At 41.4% G+C, this 15,324-nt stretch carries 10 protein-coding genes and 1 tRNA gene; 3 read left to right on the plus strand and 8 right to left on the minus strand.

The window, feature by feature from the left end:
* The first annotated feature begins 33 nt into the window (after positions 1-33).
* A complete protein-coding gene (locus ACH3Z1_RS12255) occupies positions 34-2,697 on the plus strand; it encodes a putative LPS assembly protein LptD (RefSeq protein ID WP_490822266.1) in 2,664 nt (887 codons plus the stop codon).
* Positions 2,698-2,736: 39 nt separating this feature from the next.
* Here ACH3Z1_RS12255 and ACH3Z1_RS12260 read toward each other — a convergent pair whose 3' ends face one another.
* From ACH3Z1_RS12260 to ACH3Z1_RS12295, 8 genes are all read right to left on the minus strand, one after another.
* Complete coding sequence (locus tag ACH3Z1_RS12260; protein ID WP_490822267.1) at positions 2,737-3,492, minus strand: lysophospholipid acyltransferase family protein; 756 nt, start codon at positions 3,490-3,492, stop codon at positions 2,737-2,739.
* A 5-nt stretch (positions 3,493-3,497) separates the two neighbouring features.
* Entirely contained in the window at positions 3,498-4,181 is a 684-nt protein-coding gene (gene ung / locus ACH3Z1_RS12265; RefSeq protein WP_490822268.1) for a uracil-DNA glycosylase, read from the minus strand.
* Between the two features lie 232 nt (positions 4,182-4,413).
* Complete coding sequence (locus ACH3Z1_RS12270) at positions 4,414-6,594, minus strand: T9SS type B sorting domain-containing protein (protein ID WP_490822269.1); 2,181 nt, start codon at positions 6,592-6,594, stop codon at positions 4,414-4,416.
* A 228-nt stretch (positions 6,595-6,822) separates the two neighbouring features.
* Positions 6,823-7,572 carry a LytR/AlgR family response regulator transcription factor gene (locus ACH3Z1_RS12275; RefSeq protein ID WP_490822270.1) on the minus strand — a complete coding sequence of 250 codons (750 nt, stop codon included), beginning with the start codon at positions 7,570-7,572 and terminating at the stop codon, positions 6,823-6,825.
* Entirely contained in the window at positions 7,569-9,269 is a 1,701-nt protein-coding gene (locus ACH3Z1_RS12280; RefSeq protein ID WP_490822271.1) for a sensor histidine kinase, read from the minus strand. Before ACH3Z1_RS12280 ends, ACH3Z1_RS12275 begins: the two co-directional genes overlap by 4 nt.
* A gap of 257 nt (positions 9,270-9,526) precedes the next feature.
* Positions 9,527-10,342, minus strand: coding sequence for a hypothetical protein (locus ACH3Z1_RS12285; protein ID WP_490822272.1), 816 nt, complete (start codon positions 10,340-10,342; stop codon positions 9,527-9,529).
* 452 nt (positions 10,343-10,794) lie between these two features.
* Complete coding sequence (locus ACH3Z1_RS12290) at positions 10,795-11,322, minus strand: hypothetical protein (protein ID WP_490822273.1); 528 nt, start codon at positions 11,320-11,322, stop codon at positions 10,795-10,797.
* 399 nt (positions 11,323-11,721) lie between these two features.
* A tRNA-Arg gene (locus tag ACH3Z1_RS12295) sits at positions 11,722-11,795 on the minus strand.
* A gap of 224 nt (positions 11,796-12,019) precedes the next feature.
* Here ACH3Z1_RS12295 and hutH point away from each other — a divergent pair.
* Both hutH and ACH3Z1_RS12305 read left to right on the plus strand, forming a co-directional pair.
* Positions 12,020-13,513 (plus strand): histidine ammonia-lyase, encoded by a 1,494-nt coding sequence (gene hutH / locus ACH3Z1_RS12300; RefSeq protein WP_490822274.1) that lies wholly within the window; start codon positions 12,020-12,022, stop codon positions 13,511-13,513.
* A 140-nt stretch (positions 13,514-13,653) separates the two neighbouring features.
* Positions 13,654-15,321, plus strand: coding sequence for a glutamine--tRNA ligase/YqeY domain fusion protein (locus ACH3Z1_RS12305; protein ID WP_490822275.1), 1,668 nt, complete (start codon positions 13,654-13,656; stop codon positions 15,319-15,321).
* Positions 15,322-15,324 lie beyond the last annotated feature (3 nt).

A 15,324-nucleotide genomic window follows, 5' to 3' on the forward strand; every position in this document is an offset into this window, starting at 1 on the left:
ATGCGCAAACGCTGTAAAATTAACGCAAAAACCATGCTTCCTATTGTAGCGTGTGGATATTTACTCATATTAACATTTCATACGCAGGGTCATGCCGCTCCGTTTTTTCTTCAGACAAGAACCGCTATTGCGCAGCGGGATACAGTTCCATCCAAAAATATAAGCGATACCAGCAGAAAAAAATTGGATAGCCTGGCACAGAAAAAATCAACCGACTCTCTCGTCACCAAAACAGATACTTTACGAATTTCCAAAGACTCAATTGATGCCCCCATCAGTTATTCAGCAGTGGATTCGGGTGTATTGATGATTGATACGCGTGAATTTATACTCTATGGCAAAGCCAAAACCAACTATAAAGATTTACAGATGGAAGCCGCTACCATTCGCTACGACCAGGAGTCGCAGATGGTAAAAGCATATGGATCGCTTGATTCCACGGGAAATCCTTTGAGTAAGCCTCAACTGATACAGGGCGAAACAAAATCGGTTAGTGATTCCATTCTATTCAATCTCAAAACTGCGAAAGGTGTTATTAAAAACACTTTTTTCCAGGAGGGCGAAATTTATGTCAATGCACAGATACTGAAAAAAATAAGTGCCGATGAGGCTTTTGCCAGCAAAGCCAGGTTTACCACCTGTAACCTCGATACACCCCATTTTGCTTTTCGAACAAGTAAGATGAAAATCATCAACAACAAAATGGGTATATCCAGTGCTGCTTTTCCTGAGTTTGAAGGAGTGCCAATGCCGATTGGTATTCCATTTGGTATATTTCCTTTGTACAGAGGCCCGCAATCCGGATTTATAGCACCGGCTTTTACAGCCAGCGAAGATTTTGGTTTGGGACTGGAGGGCATTGGTTACTATCACATCTTTAATAAAAACCTCGACCTTACCACAAGGGCTAATTTATATTCCTATGGTGGTTTTATGGTCAATTTTAATTCGAGGTTTCTGAAACGCTATAAGTTTACCAGTAACCTCAACCTGACTATTCAGAATTCAAGGATATTGAACAGGAGCGGGGCTTCAAAAGAAGAGTTTAGTAAAACCAGTTCATTCATGATCAACTGGTCGCATAGCAGAGACAGCAGAGCCAGACCCGGAACCAGTTTTTCAGCCAATGTAAATTTTGGTAGCACCAGGTTCAACCAGTTAATTTTGAATAACCCTGTTCAGAATTTTAATAACCAGTTAAATTCATCTATCAGCTATACCAAGGACTGGCGAGGTAAATACAACCTCACACTCAACGCCAACCATAGCCAGAATAACAATACACGTTTGGTAAACCTGAGTTTGCCAACCATGAACTTTAACGTAGTAACCTTTTATCCGTTTCAGCAAAAAGACCAGGTGGGTGCTGGAAAATGGTATGAAAAAATTGGTATTGGTTATAGTGGTAATCTGTTGAACCAGTTGTCTTTTTACGATACAGCATTCAATATTCGAAGAATGCTCGATACATTACAGTGGGGAGCACAACACAATATTCCCATCACCCTTTCATTGCCATCACTAGGTCCTATTACCATAGCACCCAGTGTTTCTTTTGAAGAACGCTGGTATGGTCAGCGTATCCTGAGAAACTGGAATAGTACAGCAAAAAAAGTAGACACCACTATTCAGCGTGGTTTTTATACGGCCAGACAGATGGCATTTGGTATCAGTATGAATACGCGGATTTTTGGTACTTATACCATCAAATCGAAAGATCAAAAAATTATCAGACATGAGGTAAGACCCAATATTTCTTTCAGCTACCGCCCCGATATGGCGGCAAAATACTTTTACAATACCCAGGTGGATACCACAGGTCGTGTAATGCGTTTTTCGCAGTTTGAGGGAGGTGTGATCCCGGGGTTTTCTGAAGGAGCATTCGGTGGAATTGGTTTTGGTATTGATAACCTGTTAGAGATGAAACTGAAAGACAAAGCTGACAGTACCGGGAAAGCCACTAAAAAGATCAAACTGATTGATGGATTTGGCTTCAACTCATCTTACAACTTACTCGCCGATAGTTTCGCATTGGGCAATTTCACTTTCTATGCACGCAGTACCTTATTCAACAAGATCAATATTACTGCAGGCATGAATCTTGATCCATACAAAGTAGATGCAAAGGGTTTCCGTCAGAAAGAACTGGCTTTTGATGTCAAAAAACTGCAATTTGGCCGTATTACCAGCGGTAACCTTGCCATCTCAACTTCTTTTTCCAGTAAATCAAAAGATGGTTCGGATGAGAATGGAAAAGACATTCCGATTGATCCCTTCATGACACCTGAAGAGCAGCAAAGACAATTACAGTTTGCGCAGGCTAACCCTGCAGAATTTACAGATTTTAATATTCCCTGGACACTTAGTCTTTCTTATTCATTGAATTTTACCCGTGTGTTGAAACCAGATTTTACAGGATTTAATACAGAAACTTTTTCGTCAATTTCATTCAATGGAGATTTTAGTCTCACAGATAAATGGAAGCTGGGGGGCAATGGTGGTTACGATGTAACCAGTAAAAGTCTGCAGCAATTGAGCATGTTTATTACCCGTGAAATGCATTGCTGGCAATTGTCGATCAACGTTACACCTATTGGTTTGTATCGTTCATTTAATATTACCATCAACCCGAAATCAGGTATTCTCCGCGATTTAAGAATCAACAGAAGCAGGGTATTTTCCAATTCAAGATTTTAGAAGCATAAGTATAGTGCATAGTCGATAAACCATGGACTATCAACTATGGTCTTCATAATACTTCCACATCAGTTCAAACAATTCTTCTTTTAATGCAGCACTTGTTTTTCCCTTTGATACAACGGGTGGAAGAAAATGCATTTCGAGATGGTGGGGCATGAGGTAGAAGAAAATATTGGCGGGTAATACTTCTTTTGTGTGAAACAGGATGGTGGGTAAGATGGGTTTGCCTGTATCTACCGCCAGTTTGAATGCGCCATCATAAAAACTTTTCAAAGGATCATTGCTGCGGTTACGTGTTCCTTCCGGATAAATAACCATATCCAGTCCGATCGATAATTTCTTTTTCATTTCTTCATAACTGCGTCTCCTGCTTTCATCACTTTTTCTGTCAACCAACACACTGCCAAAAGTGTAGATCCATCCAAAGAGTGGAATTTTGGCAAAACTTTTTTTGGCAATGGTTTTATTCGCGCGTGGCATAAAAGGTGTACTCACAGGTACATCCATCAGGCTGTTATGATTACAGATCACGACATAATTGCTGCCTTTTTCAAAATTTTCTTTTCCTTTTATGCGGAGCGGACAACCAATAAGGTGTAAATAAATCCACATCCACACCCTCGAAACATGTCTGTGCCAGCGGGCTTTTGCGGGATCATCCAGCAAAAAACAGGGCAGGTAAAACAACACGGCAGGAATCATGGTCACAATAAATAATACCAGTGCCCAAACGGCAAATAGTCTTCCGATGATCAGTTTCCAGACGGGTGTTCCTGTTGGTGGTTGACTCATGATAATTAGTGTTCAGTTGAAATATTCCAGTCGATGGGTGAAAGTCCCTGCTTCATCAATAGTTCATTGGTTCTGCTGAAATGTTTGCAACCAAAAAAACCTTTGTCTGCACTAAAAGGTGAGGGATGTGCTGCTTTTAATACATAGTGCTTAGTCTCATCAATCAGTACCTGTTTGTCCTGCGCAAAACGCCCCCACAATAAAAACACCACGCCTTTTTTTTCATCCGATATTTTTCTGATGACGGCATCGGTAAAATCCATCCAGCCGATTTTTGCATGGCTGGCAGGTTCATTGGCTCTAACCGTTAATACAGCATTGAGTAATAGTACACCCTGTTCAGCCCATTTACTGAGGTTGCCGGAGTTGGGTATGGGCATGCCAATGTCTTTTTGCAGTTCCTTGTACATATTTACCAGCGAAGGAGGAGGTTTGATGCCATCCGGAACAGAAAAACTCAATCCATGTGCCTGTCCGGCACCATGATAAGGATCCTGACCCAGTATCACCACTTTAACTGTATCAAATGGGGTAGAAGAGAAAGCATTAAAAATCAATTGCCCCGGAGGATAAATCACCGCCCCCGTAGCCCTTTCTGTTTTCAGGTGCGCTACTACCTGTAAGAAATAGGGTTTGGTAAATTCATTTTTTAAAACATCTTTCCATGATGCTTCTATCTTCACATCCATAGCAGAAAAAGATTGTTGGCGAAAATACGGAATGGAGATGTGAATGAGGGGAAGAGATTTTGGGCTTATAGCTATTAGCTTCTAGCCTCTAGCTCCTAGCTGATAGCTGGAAGCGATCAGGCATTTTCATATAAATGATGCAATCTTCCATTGTAGATATTTTTTCTTACTAGTGGCTAGAAGCTAGAAGCTAGAAGCTAGAAGCTAGCAGCTAATAGCCTAATAGCTCCTGTCAATAAACTACCGTAACCGTTCCGGAAATATGTTTCTGTTTGGCATTTTGCTTGATCACATAATAGTAAACACCTACCGGAACAATTTTACCTTCATTCGATCTACCATCCCAAACAGGCGTATAGCCTTTAGAGCGGTATACGGACTGCCCGTTACGGGTAAAGATTTCAATCTGGGAATCGGGATAATATTCAATAAGTGGAATATGCCAGTTATCGTGAATACCATCGCCATTAGGTGAAAATACATTGGCGGGTGTGATGATGGCATCCTGTATGTCTACATCCACCGAGTTGGTAACGGTACAGTTATAGGTATTGGTGCTTTTGATAAAATAAGTACCCGATTTGATGATTCTTTCCGGATTCATCAAACGTTTGGTGGTGGCGCTGTCTTCCCAGTAAGAATAGGTCCAGTTGGTACTTGCAGGTACCGTATTGGCCAAGTTAATGGTTTGTGGTATGCGAACAGATGCTGGTTGTGTAACGGTAAATTCAGGAAGTGGATTCACCACTACCTTAGCTACTTTCTTAACGGCACAGCCGGCAACAGACGTAAGTTTTACGTAATAATCAGTGGTCTTTGTAAAGGAGAAATCGGGTGGAATGGCAACGCTGGTCGCTTCATCTTTCCAGTAACTGGGTGTTGCTGTTACATCACTACCGGCTACCGGGTTAACAGCTGAAAGTTTTAATTCACCACAAACAGTGAAATTATGTGTGACGATCACTGGCGGCGCTGTAATGGAAGCATAAATGGGTTGAATACTTGTACAACCATATTGATTGACGCCCTTGATATAATACAAACCCGATTTACTGACAGCCGAAGGATTGGTCATGGCTTTCGTGGCTTTATCATCTTCCCAGTAACTCAGCACAAGCCCGGGATCGCTGCCCTTTGTAATATCAGGTGTAGTAATATTGATGGTATTGGGAATACATTCTGCATGATCCCGCTCAACCTTCACCACCGGGTTTCTCCTGATGACGGCATTAAAAGGTTTGGTATCGGTACAGCCAGCGGTGTTCACTGCTTTAATATAATAAGTGCCGGCAGTTACAACTTTTTTAGGATTGGATACAAAGATAGATTCGTTGATGTCTGTAAAATAACTGTAGACCATACCTGCTGTACTGCCCTGTATTAGTGCGGGATTAGTCAAATCGAGCCCGGGTGTTTCACAGGCTTCCATATCTGCTTTGAGGATGAAATCAAAAGGATCGTCTGATTTCATCACTGTCGAGTACAATGTATCGAGACATCCCTGGTTGGGGTATGGTACAATCTCCAGTGCTAAACGTGTACCTGGTGGCGGAGCCGGACTCAATTTAAGTGTATTGTTTTTGCCCAGTTCCTGTGAAAAATCTTCTGAAAGCCATTTATAACCCATAAAGCCATAAGGTGCTGTAAGGGTGAGGTTGGGAATATTATTGCACAAAACGTTTCCGGTGATGGGTGTGCCGCAGTTTTCATTGATGTCGATATAGGCATAGCCGAAATGCCCACCCAATGTACAATCGTTGACGGTGAATTCCAGGCGCAGGGTTTTTCCTGCATAGTTGGGAAGCTTTAATGTAATAGGTGCCCAGTCTTTATAAAAAACATTAGGCCTCGAACCGCTGGCAAGTTGAAAACCCGGAAGGTCGGCTGAAGCGATGAATTGAAATGAGCCACAATCCTCATATTTATTATCTGTTACGTTGTATATTTTAACCGATAGCTGTGGTTGCTCATGTGGCTGGTGCGTTGGGTTTTCAAGCACAACTGCATAATTATAAATCAGGCTATAGTCTGCATTTGTTTGTGGAACCGTAAATGTATACCGAAGACCATGTGCATCCTGACCACCTTGTTCGTAGCCTAATTTTACGGAATGACCACTGCCGTTCGGACAAACCACCGGAAAGCCACCGAATGGATCTGTTTCTTTGCCATTTACCGAAGCATCCAGGATACGATGGTTGGTTGGGTCGGGTGAAACTACACTCATGTTAATGATACCATCTCTCTCGATACGCCCCTTTAGTGTTTCCCAGTTTTCAAAACTTCCTTTTTCAAACCCGATATTGGGTGGACATTGGCCCATAACAGTCTGTATGCCCAGGCAGGAGAGCAATAACAGAAAAACAAAGGGTTTTCTGCCTAACAAATGACTAAAACTGTTTTTTCCTTTCATGAATGGCTCACTTCAGACAAATTCATTAACACAGACAATCATGCCTGTTCATTGGTTGCATAGAATGGATTTTGTGGCAGGTTTTAGAAGAAGCAATTCCGGGTATAAGGGAAATTAGGAAAAAAACAGATATAAGTTCAAAAAAATGGATGTTCGGTGCACAAAATCGGCAGATCGTGAATTTGGGGTTATTGGTGTACTCCAGTTTCCTTATTCTGGCATTAGGAGTCATATGGATGGTTTCAGTAATCCTTTGATTCTCTCTTTGTTTATCCTTGAAACAGGAATAGTGGTTCCATTGGTCAGTAAGAGTTTACCTCCATCTTCTTTCAGCCAGCTTTTGATATAGGATCGGTTGACAAGATGGGATTGGTGCGTGCGGTAAAAATCAGATGGAGCTAATAGATCGGCATACTCTTTTAAAGTTTTTGCGATTAGTATTTTTTCGCCGTTCTCTAGAAAAATAAAAGTGTAATTATTGCTGGCTTCGCATCTTACAATAGAGGCAAGCTCCACATACCTGATGGCTTCCTGGGTAGGCAGTGCAATTTTTTTGGTTTTGCCTGCTGATAATTCTTGTACCAGGAAAAGTAATTGTTCATTTTGCTTTTTGTATGATAACGTTTCAGTGGCTTTCTGAACTGCTTTAATCAGTTCATCAGAATCAACAGGCTTCAGCAGATAATCAAGTGCTGCAAATTTTATAGCCTGAACACCGTATTGGTCATATGCAGTAATGAATATCACTTCAATTGGTGAATACACTATTTGCTGTAAAAGATCGAAACCGGTTTCATTATTCAATCTGATATCAAGAAAAAGCAAGTCGGGTTTATGGTCTTGAATGCCAATAAGCGCATCTTTAATAGATACAGCAATACCCACTACTTCTACGTTGGGGCAGTGGGTTTGCAGTAAGTGGGTAAGGTTTTCAATATTGTGGGGTTCATCATCCACAATAAAAGATGGTATGCTCATATCCAGTGGTTCAATGCTATCTGGCAAATACAAAAACCTTCGGTCGACAATACATCAAAACGAATGGTAGTATCGGGGTACAATTTATTGAGTAATTGAATGCGTTCCCGTACTAATTTAAGTCCGTGTCCATCTGTGTTATCGTCTGAAGAAAAACCATTGCCATTATCTTTCACCTGTACGATCAATGTATTTCCTTCGGGTATCATGGAGAGCTCTATATGACCATTTTCAGAAAGCCCGGAAACGCCGTGTTTTACTGCATTTTCAACAAGGGGCTGTAATAACATGGCAGGAATATCTGTATGCGACTGGTCAATACTCTCTGCCACTATAATCCTGTATTGGAAACCAAAACGCAGTTGTTCCATCAGTAAATAATCTTCCAGTAATTTTATTTCATCACAGATGCTTGTTAAATCCTGTTCAGATTCTTGTAAGATATGCCTGGTAATACGTGCAAAGCGTGATAAATAGTTACTGGCTTTAGTTCCTTCATTCTTGTTCATCAGGTTTTGGATACCCGATAAGGCATTGAACATAAAATGAGGGTTCAGTTGCGATCTCACTGCACGTAATTGTACTAATGCCATTTGTTTTTCCTGTGTTTTTTTCTCCAGTTGTCTTTTGTTTCTTCCGCGATAATAGAAGAAGCCAGTACCTCCTATAAAAGCAAGAAATGCAGTGTACATAATGGCTTGTTTTGAATTGAATTGTACAACAGATGAAGGTTTAACGGAAAAGAATAAGCTGGTTTGTCTGTTGCTGGCTTTTCTGTTGAACTCTTCGGGTATTTCTGTTGTAATAATTACTTCATAATTCCCCGGTTTTTTAAAGTAAGAAGCGTTAATGATCATTTCCGGGTTTTTGGAATAGGAAGAAATGTTCCATTGGTTGGAAATAAAACTGGTATCGGCATGTGTGTTGCTGTAACGGCGGAGGTACATATAATACATTTCATTAAGTATGGTAGGTTTTATGGACAGTTTAATATGATTAATACTATCGCTCCACTCAAAAGAACGGTGTTGTATTTCTTGCTTTTTGTTAAAAGAAGATTCGTATTCATAGCCGCCAATCTGTACAATTTTTTTATGTGGAATATAATGTTGTTTTTGTGGATTAAATAAGTAAGGGTCATTATATCGAAGCAAGACTTTTGCAATAGCAGGAGCAGGAGTATAGAGGTTGTTATAATAGATTGTTTTTTTATCGTAATACTGACCTGTATGATAGATTTCTAATTTAATCAGCTTGTGTAATGACTCAAATTTTCCAAGATATGCATAGGTTCCCAGGCTATTGGTTTTGAAAACAGAAGGATGCTGCCAGGGAACAATTTCAATACTGTCATTTACTACTACATGGTATAAAAATGAATCTGCGTTTGCTTTGTTAATACCAGCCGCGGCGATTTCCAATACAGTCTGCCCATTGAGCCAGGTTAAAGCAGCATTGCCATAAAAGCTGGTAAGAGCCGCCTGTTTCTGTTTTGGCGATGTCAGCTTTGACATTCTGTCGAATACCTGGAATCGTTGACTGGCACCATGTCTCCACCAATGATCATTCGGGTCTGATTCCATTATTCTGGTCCACTCATTGTAAAAAGTGTTTTTTAGAACTGTATCACTAGTTGGCTGTGCATCCGTAGAAAAACAGATGACCCAAAACAGTAAATAAATAAGCAGTGATTTCATACTGTATCATTTTAAAACAAAACTGTATAAATATAATTGCTTTAAAAGAGGAGATGAGTATTTGGTAAGGGTGGGTTAGGATTTGGAAACTTAATGCTAATCATCGTGATAACCCGGCCGCATGAGTGATTAATTTTTATCTGTCCTAAGTAAAAGCGAGTGCAGCATTCCCCAAAGGTTTCCTGTGAACTTCGTTCCTTGGCGACATTGCGCAGCAAAATCCTACATCTGATATCTGACATTTGAGATCTGAGATCTCACATCCCACCCAGGTTCACCTTTAATATTTTCCCTGCCCCCGTATGTTTACTCGTTTTTACCAATTCATTGGTAACAGGGGTACCAAAATTTACAGAAATGGTTAGTACCAGCAGATCATGTGGCCCCATTTTTTGTGGCTCCTGAAAAGCCATTTCAATTGTTTGTGCAGGTATGCGATCACCGGTATAATACCAGGGAGTAGCATAATGCGTAACGAGCTGGTAATGTGCTGTGGCATGATCGGCAATAGCATAATGCTTGTCTATGAAAAGCATATCGGGCAGTGTACCCAGCGATAGCCTGATATTGAAGACGGGTAAAGATACCGGCGGTTTAAAACTTATATCGGGTATGAGTTCCGGTAATTGAATGATGGCTTTACCTTCGGCTCTCTGAAACTGTACATCTATATTTCCCCTGATAACAGCTTCAAAAGTGTTTTTACGGTTTAACTGAAACCCTTCCAGGATATTACCGAATCGTGAAAAGAGAATGGCTCTTTCACCACGCTGATGCAACGGATCGCGCAGTTGTATTTCTTTGGTAATAGCCGTAAGCGGACCTGAAAGATTGAAATCGGTAACCGACTGCTGATGATGAAAAAGATCTTTTACCATAGCCGCTGCTTTTGCACAGCCGCTCCATTCTGCATTCAGTTCTCTTGTGCGCACAAAGTTTTTGTCGTTCTTGATTTTTTTCTTGCTGATACCTCCTTTGGTACGTAAAAATGTTTTGTCGCTGTCACGACGTTTGTAGGCAATGATATTGCCAATGCTTCCCTCAAACTCGGAAAGGCTCTTAAGTACAGCCATACGAAAGTATTTAGTGGTTAATCAATAGCTGATCCGTAGCTAGTAGGGGGGAGACTCGCAGATACAATATATGTAAAAAATATATAAAATCAATTAAAAAGCTACTAAAAACTTATTAATAACCAACCACTAGAAGATGGTAATTAATAGCTGTTTGATAGGGTATTGATAGGGCTTTAATAGGGATTTAAGTAATGAAAATAGTTTGTATGACAGCGGGATATAGTGAAGGAATAAAGCTGTTGGCCAGGGACAGAATATGAGATATAGCAACTGATATCGGGAGATTTTTTGAGAAATGATGTACCGATATATCAGTTAAAAAATACAGTTTGTGACATTTTCGTATGTGGCATCGCAACGTTAACTGCTACGAAGAGTGTATATATCACAAACTCAGCGGGGAACGTTCAAAAAAGTAGACCCATCAGAGAATGAAAAATCGCTAGCCGCTATCCGAATGGATCGTCTTCTGCTTTTAACAGCGCTTGAAGGTGTAAGAAGGCTTTCTTTATTTTTTCGCCGTTACTTTTATCATTCCGATTTCCGACAAATGGAATACTTACTTCATTGGTATTGCTCGGAAATCTTCCGTTGCTGTTGGTTTGGATATAATTGGCCGGAATTGATAATTTAATTCGCAAAACGAGAAAATCCGGAGTATTCAAAGAGTATATTTCAAAGCCGGTTATATAGATGGGATTAAATTTAAATTCCTCACTGGTGAAACTCGGTGGCGTTGCCTTGCCTATCCATTTAGTAGTATGGCTGAAGTTGGTGATTATTTTCCCATTTTCAAAACGAAGGCTAAAATTTGAATAGTTATACTCATTTATATTGTCTCTCACAATAGTACCGTCTACTTCTTTAAATTTCTTTTCCAAATACGCAATTGTTTCACCTTTGGTGAGCGTTACATTCTGAGCATATGCATGATGAACTAAAAGCAAAAAAAGGATATGGGGGATGATTTTTTTCAAAACAAAATTTTTAATCAATGCCTCATTGTACAATCAAATCTATTGCATAAAAAGTGTCATTCAAAATCTGGTTTTTTCGCTAATGTTGTATCAATTCCTTTGAACCTTACTAATTCTTCACTGAATAATCGGGCAGTAAAATTGATGAGTAACTTTCCAATGTGTGGCCGTTCGCTGAGTTCTCTAATCGAAATATGTACAAGGAACGATATGTATTTTGATTTTTCTGTATAAAACGGACTGCTTCAAATAAAAAAGCCCGACATTTCTGTTAGACTTCGTGAACCGGATTGTCTCGCCTGAGGCGAGGGAACCAATGACCTTCCCGACTGAAGTCGGGAAGCTCTATCCTCTGAGCTACCGTAAATAAAAAAGCCCCACATATTTGTGAGGCTTTCGTGAACCGGATTGGATTCGAACCAATGACCTGCTGCTTAGAAGGCAGCTGCTCTATCCAGCTGAGCTACCGATCCAATATCTTTTAACATGAAGGCAACTGCTTCCGCCTAAGGCGGACTGAGCTACCGATCCATTTTATCTTTCTTGGAAGGCAACTGCTTCCGCCTGAGGCGGACTGCGCTACCGATCCATTTAGAGAGCCGCAAAATAAAGAAAAAAATACCAGTTCATCAAATGAAACCGCTTTCTCTTTTCCATCCGCCAAAACAGCCTTACTTTGCGGCAAAGGATTGCTTTCATGAGTTATAATTATCTGCCCTTAGACCGTAAATGGCTGCATTTCAGCCAGGTAAAGAACCTGTTAGACTTCGATCAGCATATTTCCATCACTTTCGATGCCCATGAGCGTATCCTGGCCTGCAGGGAATTCCTCGATCGTAAAATGGCAGAGAAAGACCGTTCCTATTATGGTATCAATACCGGCTTTGGCTTTCTGCAAAATGTAAAAATAGATAATGACCAGATCGGTCAGCTTCAGTATAACCTGCTGGTATCTCATGCCTGCGGATTGGGAGAAGAAGTGCCACGCGATATCGTGAAACTGATGCTGATGCTCAAGATCAAATCACTCAGTTATGGTCATAGCGGGGTACAGATTGATACGGTAAAGCGGCTCATGGAAATGTACAACCATGATGTATTACCGGTTATCTATACCCAGGGTTCATTAGGAGCATCGGGCGATCTGGCACCCCTGAGTCATCTCAGTCTGCCTTTGCTTGGTTTGGGTGAAGTGTATTACCAGGGTAAGCGTATGGCTTCAGCAGAAGCACTAACAGCATTGAACTGGCAGCCCATCCAGTTACAGAGTAAGGAAGGACTAGCCCTGATTAATGGTACCCAGTTTATGAGTGCCTATGGTATGTACTGTTTAAAAAAAGCAGAACACCTGCTGGCGATGGCCGATCTCATCAGTGCCATTTCTTTTGATGCTTTTCATTGTACCACCGAGCCGCTGCACGAACAGATACACGCCATCCGTGCGCACGATGGACAGGTAAATACGGCTAGGATTTTACGTGACTATTTAGCCAACAGCCCGATGGCACAACTAAAGAAAGAACAGGTACAGGATCCTTATTCGTTCCGCTGTATACCACAGGTACACGGGGCTTCGAAAGATGCTTTTGCGCATGTACTATCTGTGTTTATCAGAGAAATTAACTCCGTAACAGATAACCCCAACATATTTCCGGAGGATGATCTGATACTCAGTGGCGGCAATTTCCATGGTCAGCCACTGGCTTTGTCACTTGATTACCTGGCAATAGCCATGAGCGAAATCGGGAATATTGCAGAGCGCAGAACCTACCAGTTAATCAGTGGTCAGCGCGGGTTGCCACTGTTTCTGGTGAAAAATCCGGGTCTGCATTCCGGGTTTATGATTCCGCAATACACGGCTGCAGGTATTGTGAGTGAAAACAAACAATTGTGTACACCTGCTTCGGTAGATAGTATTTCTTCTTCCAATAACCAGGAAGATCATGTTAGCATGGGTGCCAACGCAGCCACCAAATGTTACCGGGTAATACAGAATGTAGAGAAACTACTGGCCATCGAACTGCTGAGTGCCGCCCAGGCACTGGATTTCAGGAGACCCCAAAAAAGCGGAACCGCCATCGAAAAAATGGTTCAGGCATTCCGTGAAAAAGTGAGTTTCAATGAGCAGGACAGGGTTTTACATGATGATATGAAGACGGCGATTGATTTTGTCAATAGTTATAGCATATAGGCTACAAGGTATTTCAGCCATAGATTATTCCCTGCCCCGGACTTAAGTCCGGGGCAGGGAATAATCTATGGCTAAATCATCAATACTACTAAAGGCAGGTTAGCGCACAAGCCTTAACTTTGTCCGCCTAATAGCGTCGTATGTCAGAAGAAAAGAGCCTGAATTTTATAGAAGAGATTGTAGAAGCGGACCTGAATAGCGGAAAATACAGTTCCATCGTTACCCGTTTTCCTCCCGAACCCAATGGATACCTGCATATAGGTCATGCCAAAAGCATCTGCCTGAATTTCGGGCTGGCACTGAAATATGGTGGCAAAACCAACCTGCGTTTCGATGATACCAACCCTGTAACGGAGGACACGGAATATGTAGAGAGCATTAAAGACGATGTTCGCTGGCTGGGTTTTGAATGGGCCGAAGAACGGTATGCATCTGATTATTTTGAACAGTTATATGGTTTTGCCGTACAACTCATACAAAAGGGACTGGCTTATGTAGATGACAGCAGCAGTGAAGCCATCGCCACACAAAAAGGAACACCTACACAACCGGGTACCAATAGTCCGTATCGTGACCGTTCCATCGAAGAAAATATGACCCTGTTCGCTGAAATGCGTGCCGGGAAATACAAGGATGGGGAAAAGGTATTACGTGCCAGGATTGATATGGGGCATGTGAACATGCATATGCGCGATCCCATCATCTATCGTATTAAACATGCACACCATCACCGCACCGGTGATAAATGGTGTGTGTACCCGATGTACGATTTCGCGCATGGACAAAGTGATGCCATTGAAAATATTACACACTCTGTTTGTACACTGGAGTTTATTCCACACAGGGCTTTGTACGAATGGTTTATAGAACAACTGGAAATATTTCCATCTAAACAATATGAGTTTGCGCGTTTAAACATGACGTATACCGTTATGAGTAAACGTAAGTTGCTGCAATTGGTGAATGAAGGTTATGTGAATGGATGGGATGATCCGCGTATGTCTACCATTAGTGGTATGCGCAGGCGTGGCTATCCGGCTCCTGCTATCCGTGAGTTTTGTGATCGTATTGGTATCGCTAAAAGAGATAACCTGATTGATGTGGGGTTGCTTGAATTCTGTGTACGTGAAGAACTGAATAAAGTGGCGGTGAGGAGAATGGTGGTATTCGATCCTTTGAAAGTCATCATCACCAACCATAATGGTGAAACAGAAATGTTGAGCAGCGAGAATAATCCCGAAGATGCCAATGCCGGTAACCGTGATATCCCTTTCAGCAATGAGCTGTTTATTGAGAAAGATGATTTCATGGAAGTACCATCGAAAAAATATTTCAGGCTGGCACCCGGACAAATGGTGCGTTTGAAAAGTGCCTATATCATCCGTTGCGATGAAGTGGTGAAAGATGCGGGAGGAAATATAACCGAACTGCATTGTACTTATATCCCCGAAAGTAAAAGCGGGTCTGATACTTCCGGTATCAACGTAAAAGGAACACTGCATTGGGTGAGCGCCAAACATGCGGTACATGCCGAAGTTCGTTTGTATGATCGTTTGTTTAAAGTGGAAGATGTGGGTAATGCCGAAGGCGATTTTAAGGATCATATCAATACCGATTCACTGCAAATCATACCCAATGCTTTTGCGGAACCCGCACTGGCAAAAGATTCAGCCGATGACCGTTACCAGTTTCTCCGTAAAGGATATTTCTGTCTCGATAAAGACAGTACCCCTGAAAAACTGGTATTTAACAGAACGGTTACACTGAAAGATGCCTGGGCGAAGGAGCAGAAGAAAGGAGGGAGTTAGCTA

It is taken from the genome of Sediminibacterium sp. FW305-C-49, from assembly GCF_058231085.1.

What these genes read in the sequence shown, in the direction of transcription:
- ACH3Z1_RS12255 (WP_490822266.1), top strand. Translation starts at nt 34, where the DNA reads ATGCTTCCTATTGTAGCGTGTGGATATTTACTCATATTAACATTTCAT.
- ACH3Z1_RS12260 (WP_490822267.1), bottom strand. Translation starts at nt 3,492, where the DNA reads ATGAGTCAACCACCAACAGGAACACCCGTCTGGAAACTGATCATCGGA.
- ung (WP_490822268.1), bottom strand. Translation starts at nt 4,181, where the DNA reads ATGGATGTGAAGATAGAAGCATCATGGAAAGATGTTTTAAAAAATGAA.
- ACH3Z1_RS12270 (WP_490822269.1), bottom strand. Translation starts at nt 6,594, where the DNA reads ATGAAAGGAAAAAACAGTTTTAGTCATTTGTTAGGCAGAAAACCCTTT.
- ACH3Z1_RS12275 (WP_490822270.1), bottom strand. Translation starts at nt 7,572, where the DNA reads ATGAGCATACCATCTTTTATTGTGGATGATGAACCCCACAATATTGAA.
- ACH3Z1_RS12280 (WP_490822271.1), bottom strand. Translation starts at nt 9,269, where the DNA reads ATGAAATCACTGCTTATTTATTTACTGTTTTGGGTCATCTGTTTTTCT.
- ACH3Z1_RS12285 (WP_490822272.1), bottom strand. Translation starts at nt 10,342, where the DNA reads ATGGCTGTACTTAAGAGCCTTTCCGAGTTTGAGGGAAGCATTGGCAAT.
- hutH (WP_490822274.1), top strand. Translation starts at nt 12,020, where the DNA reads ATGAGTTATAATTATCTGCCCTTAGACCGTAAATGGCTGCATTTCAGC.
- ACH3Z1_RS12305 (WP_490822275.1), top strand. Translation starts at nt 13,654, where the DNA reads ATGTCAGAAGAAAAGAGCCTGAATTTTATAGAAGAGATTGTAGAAGCG.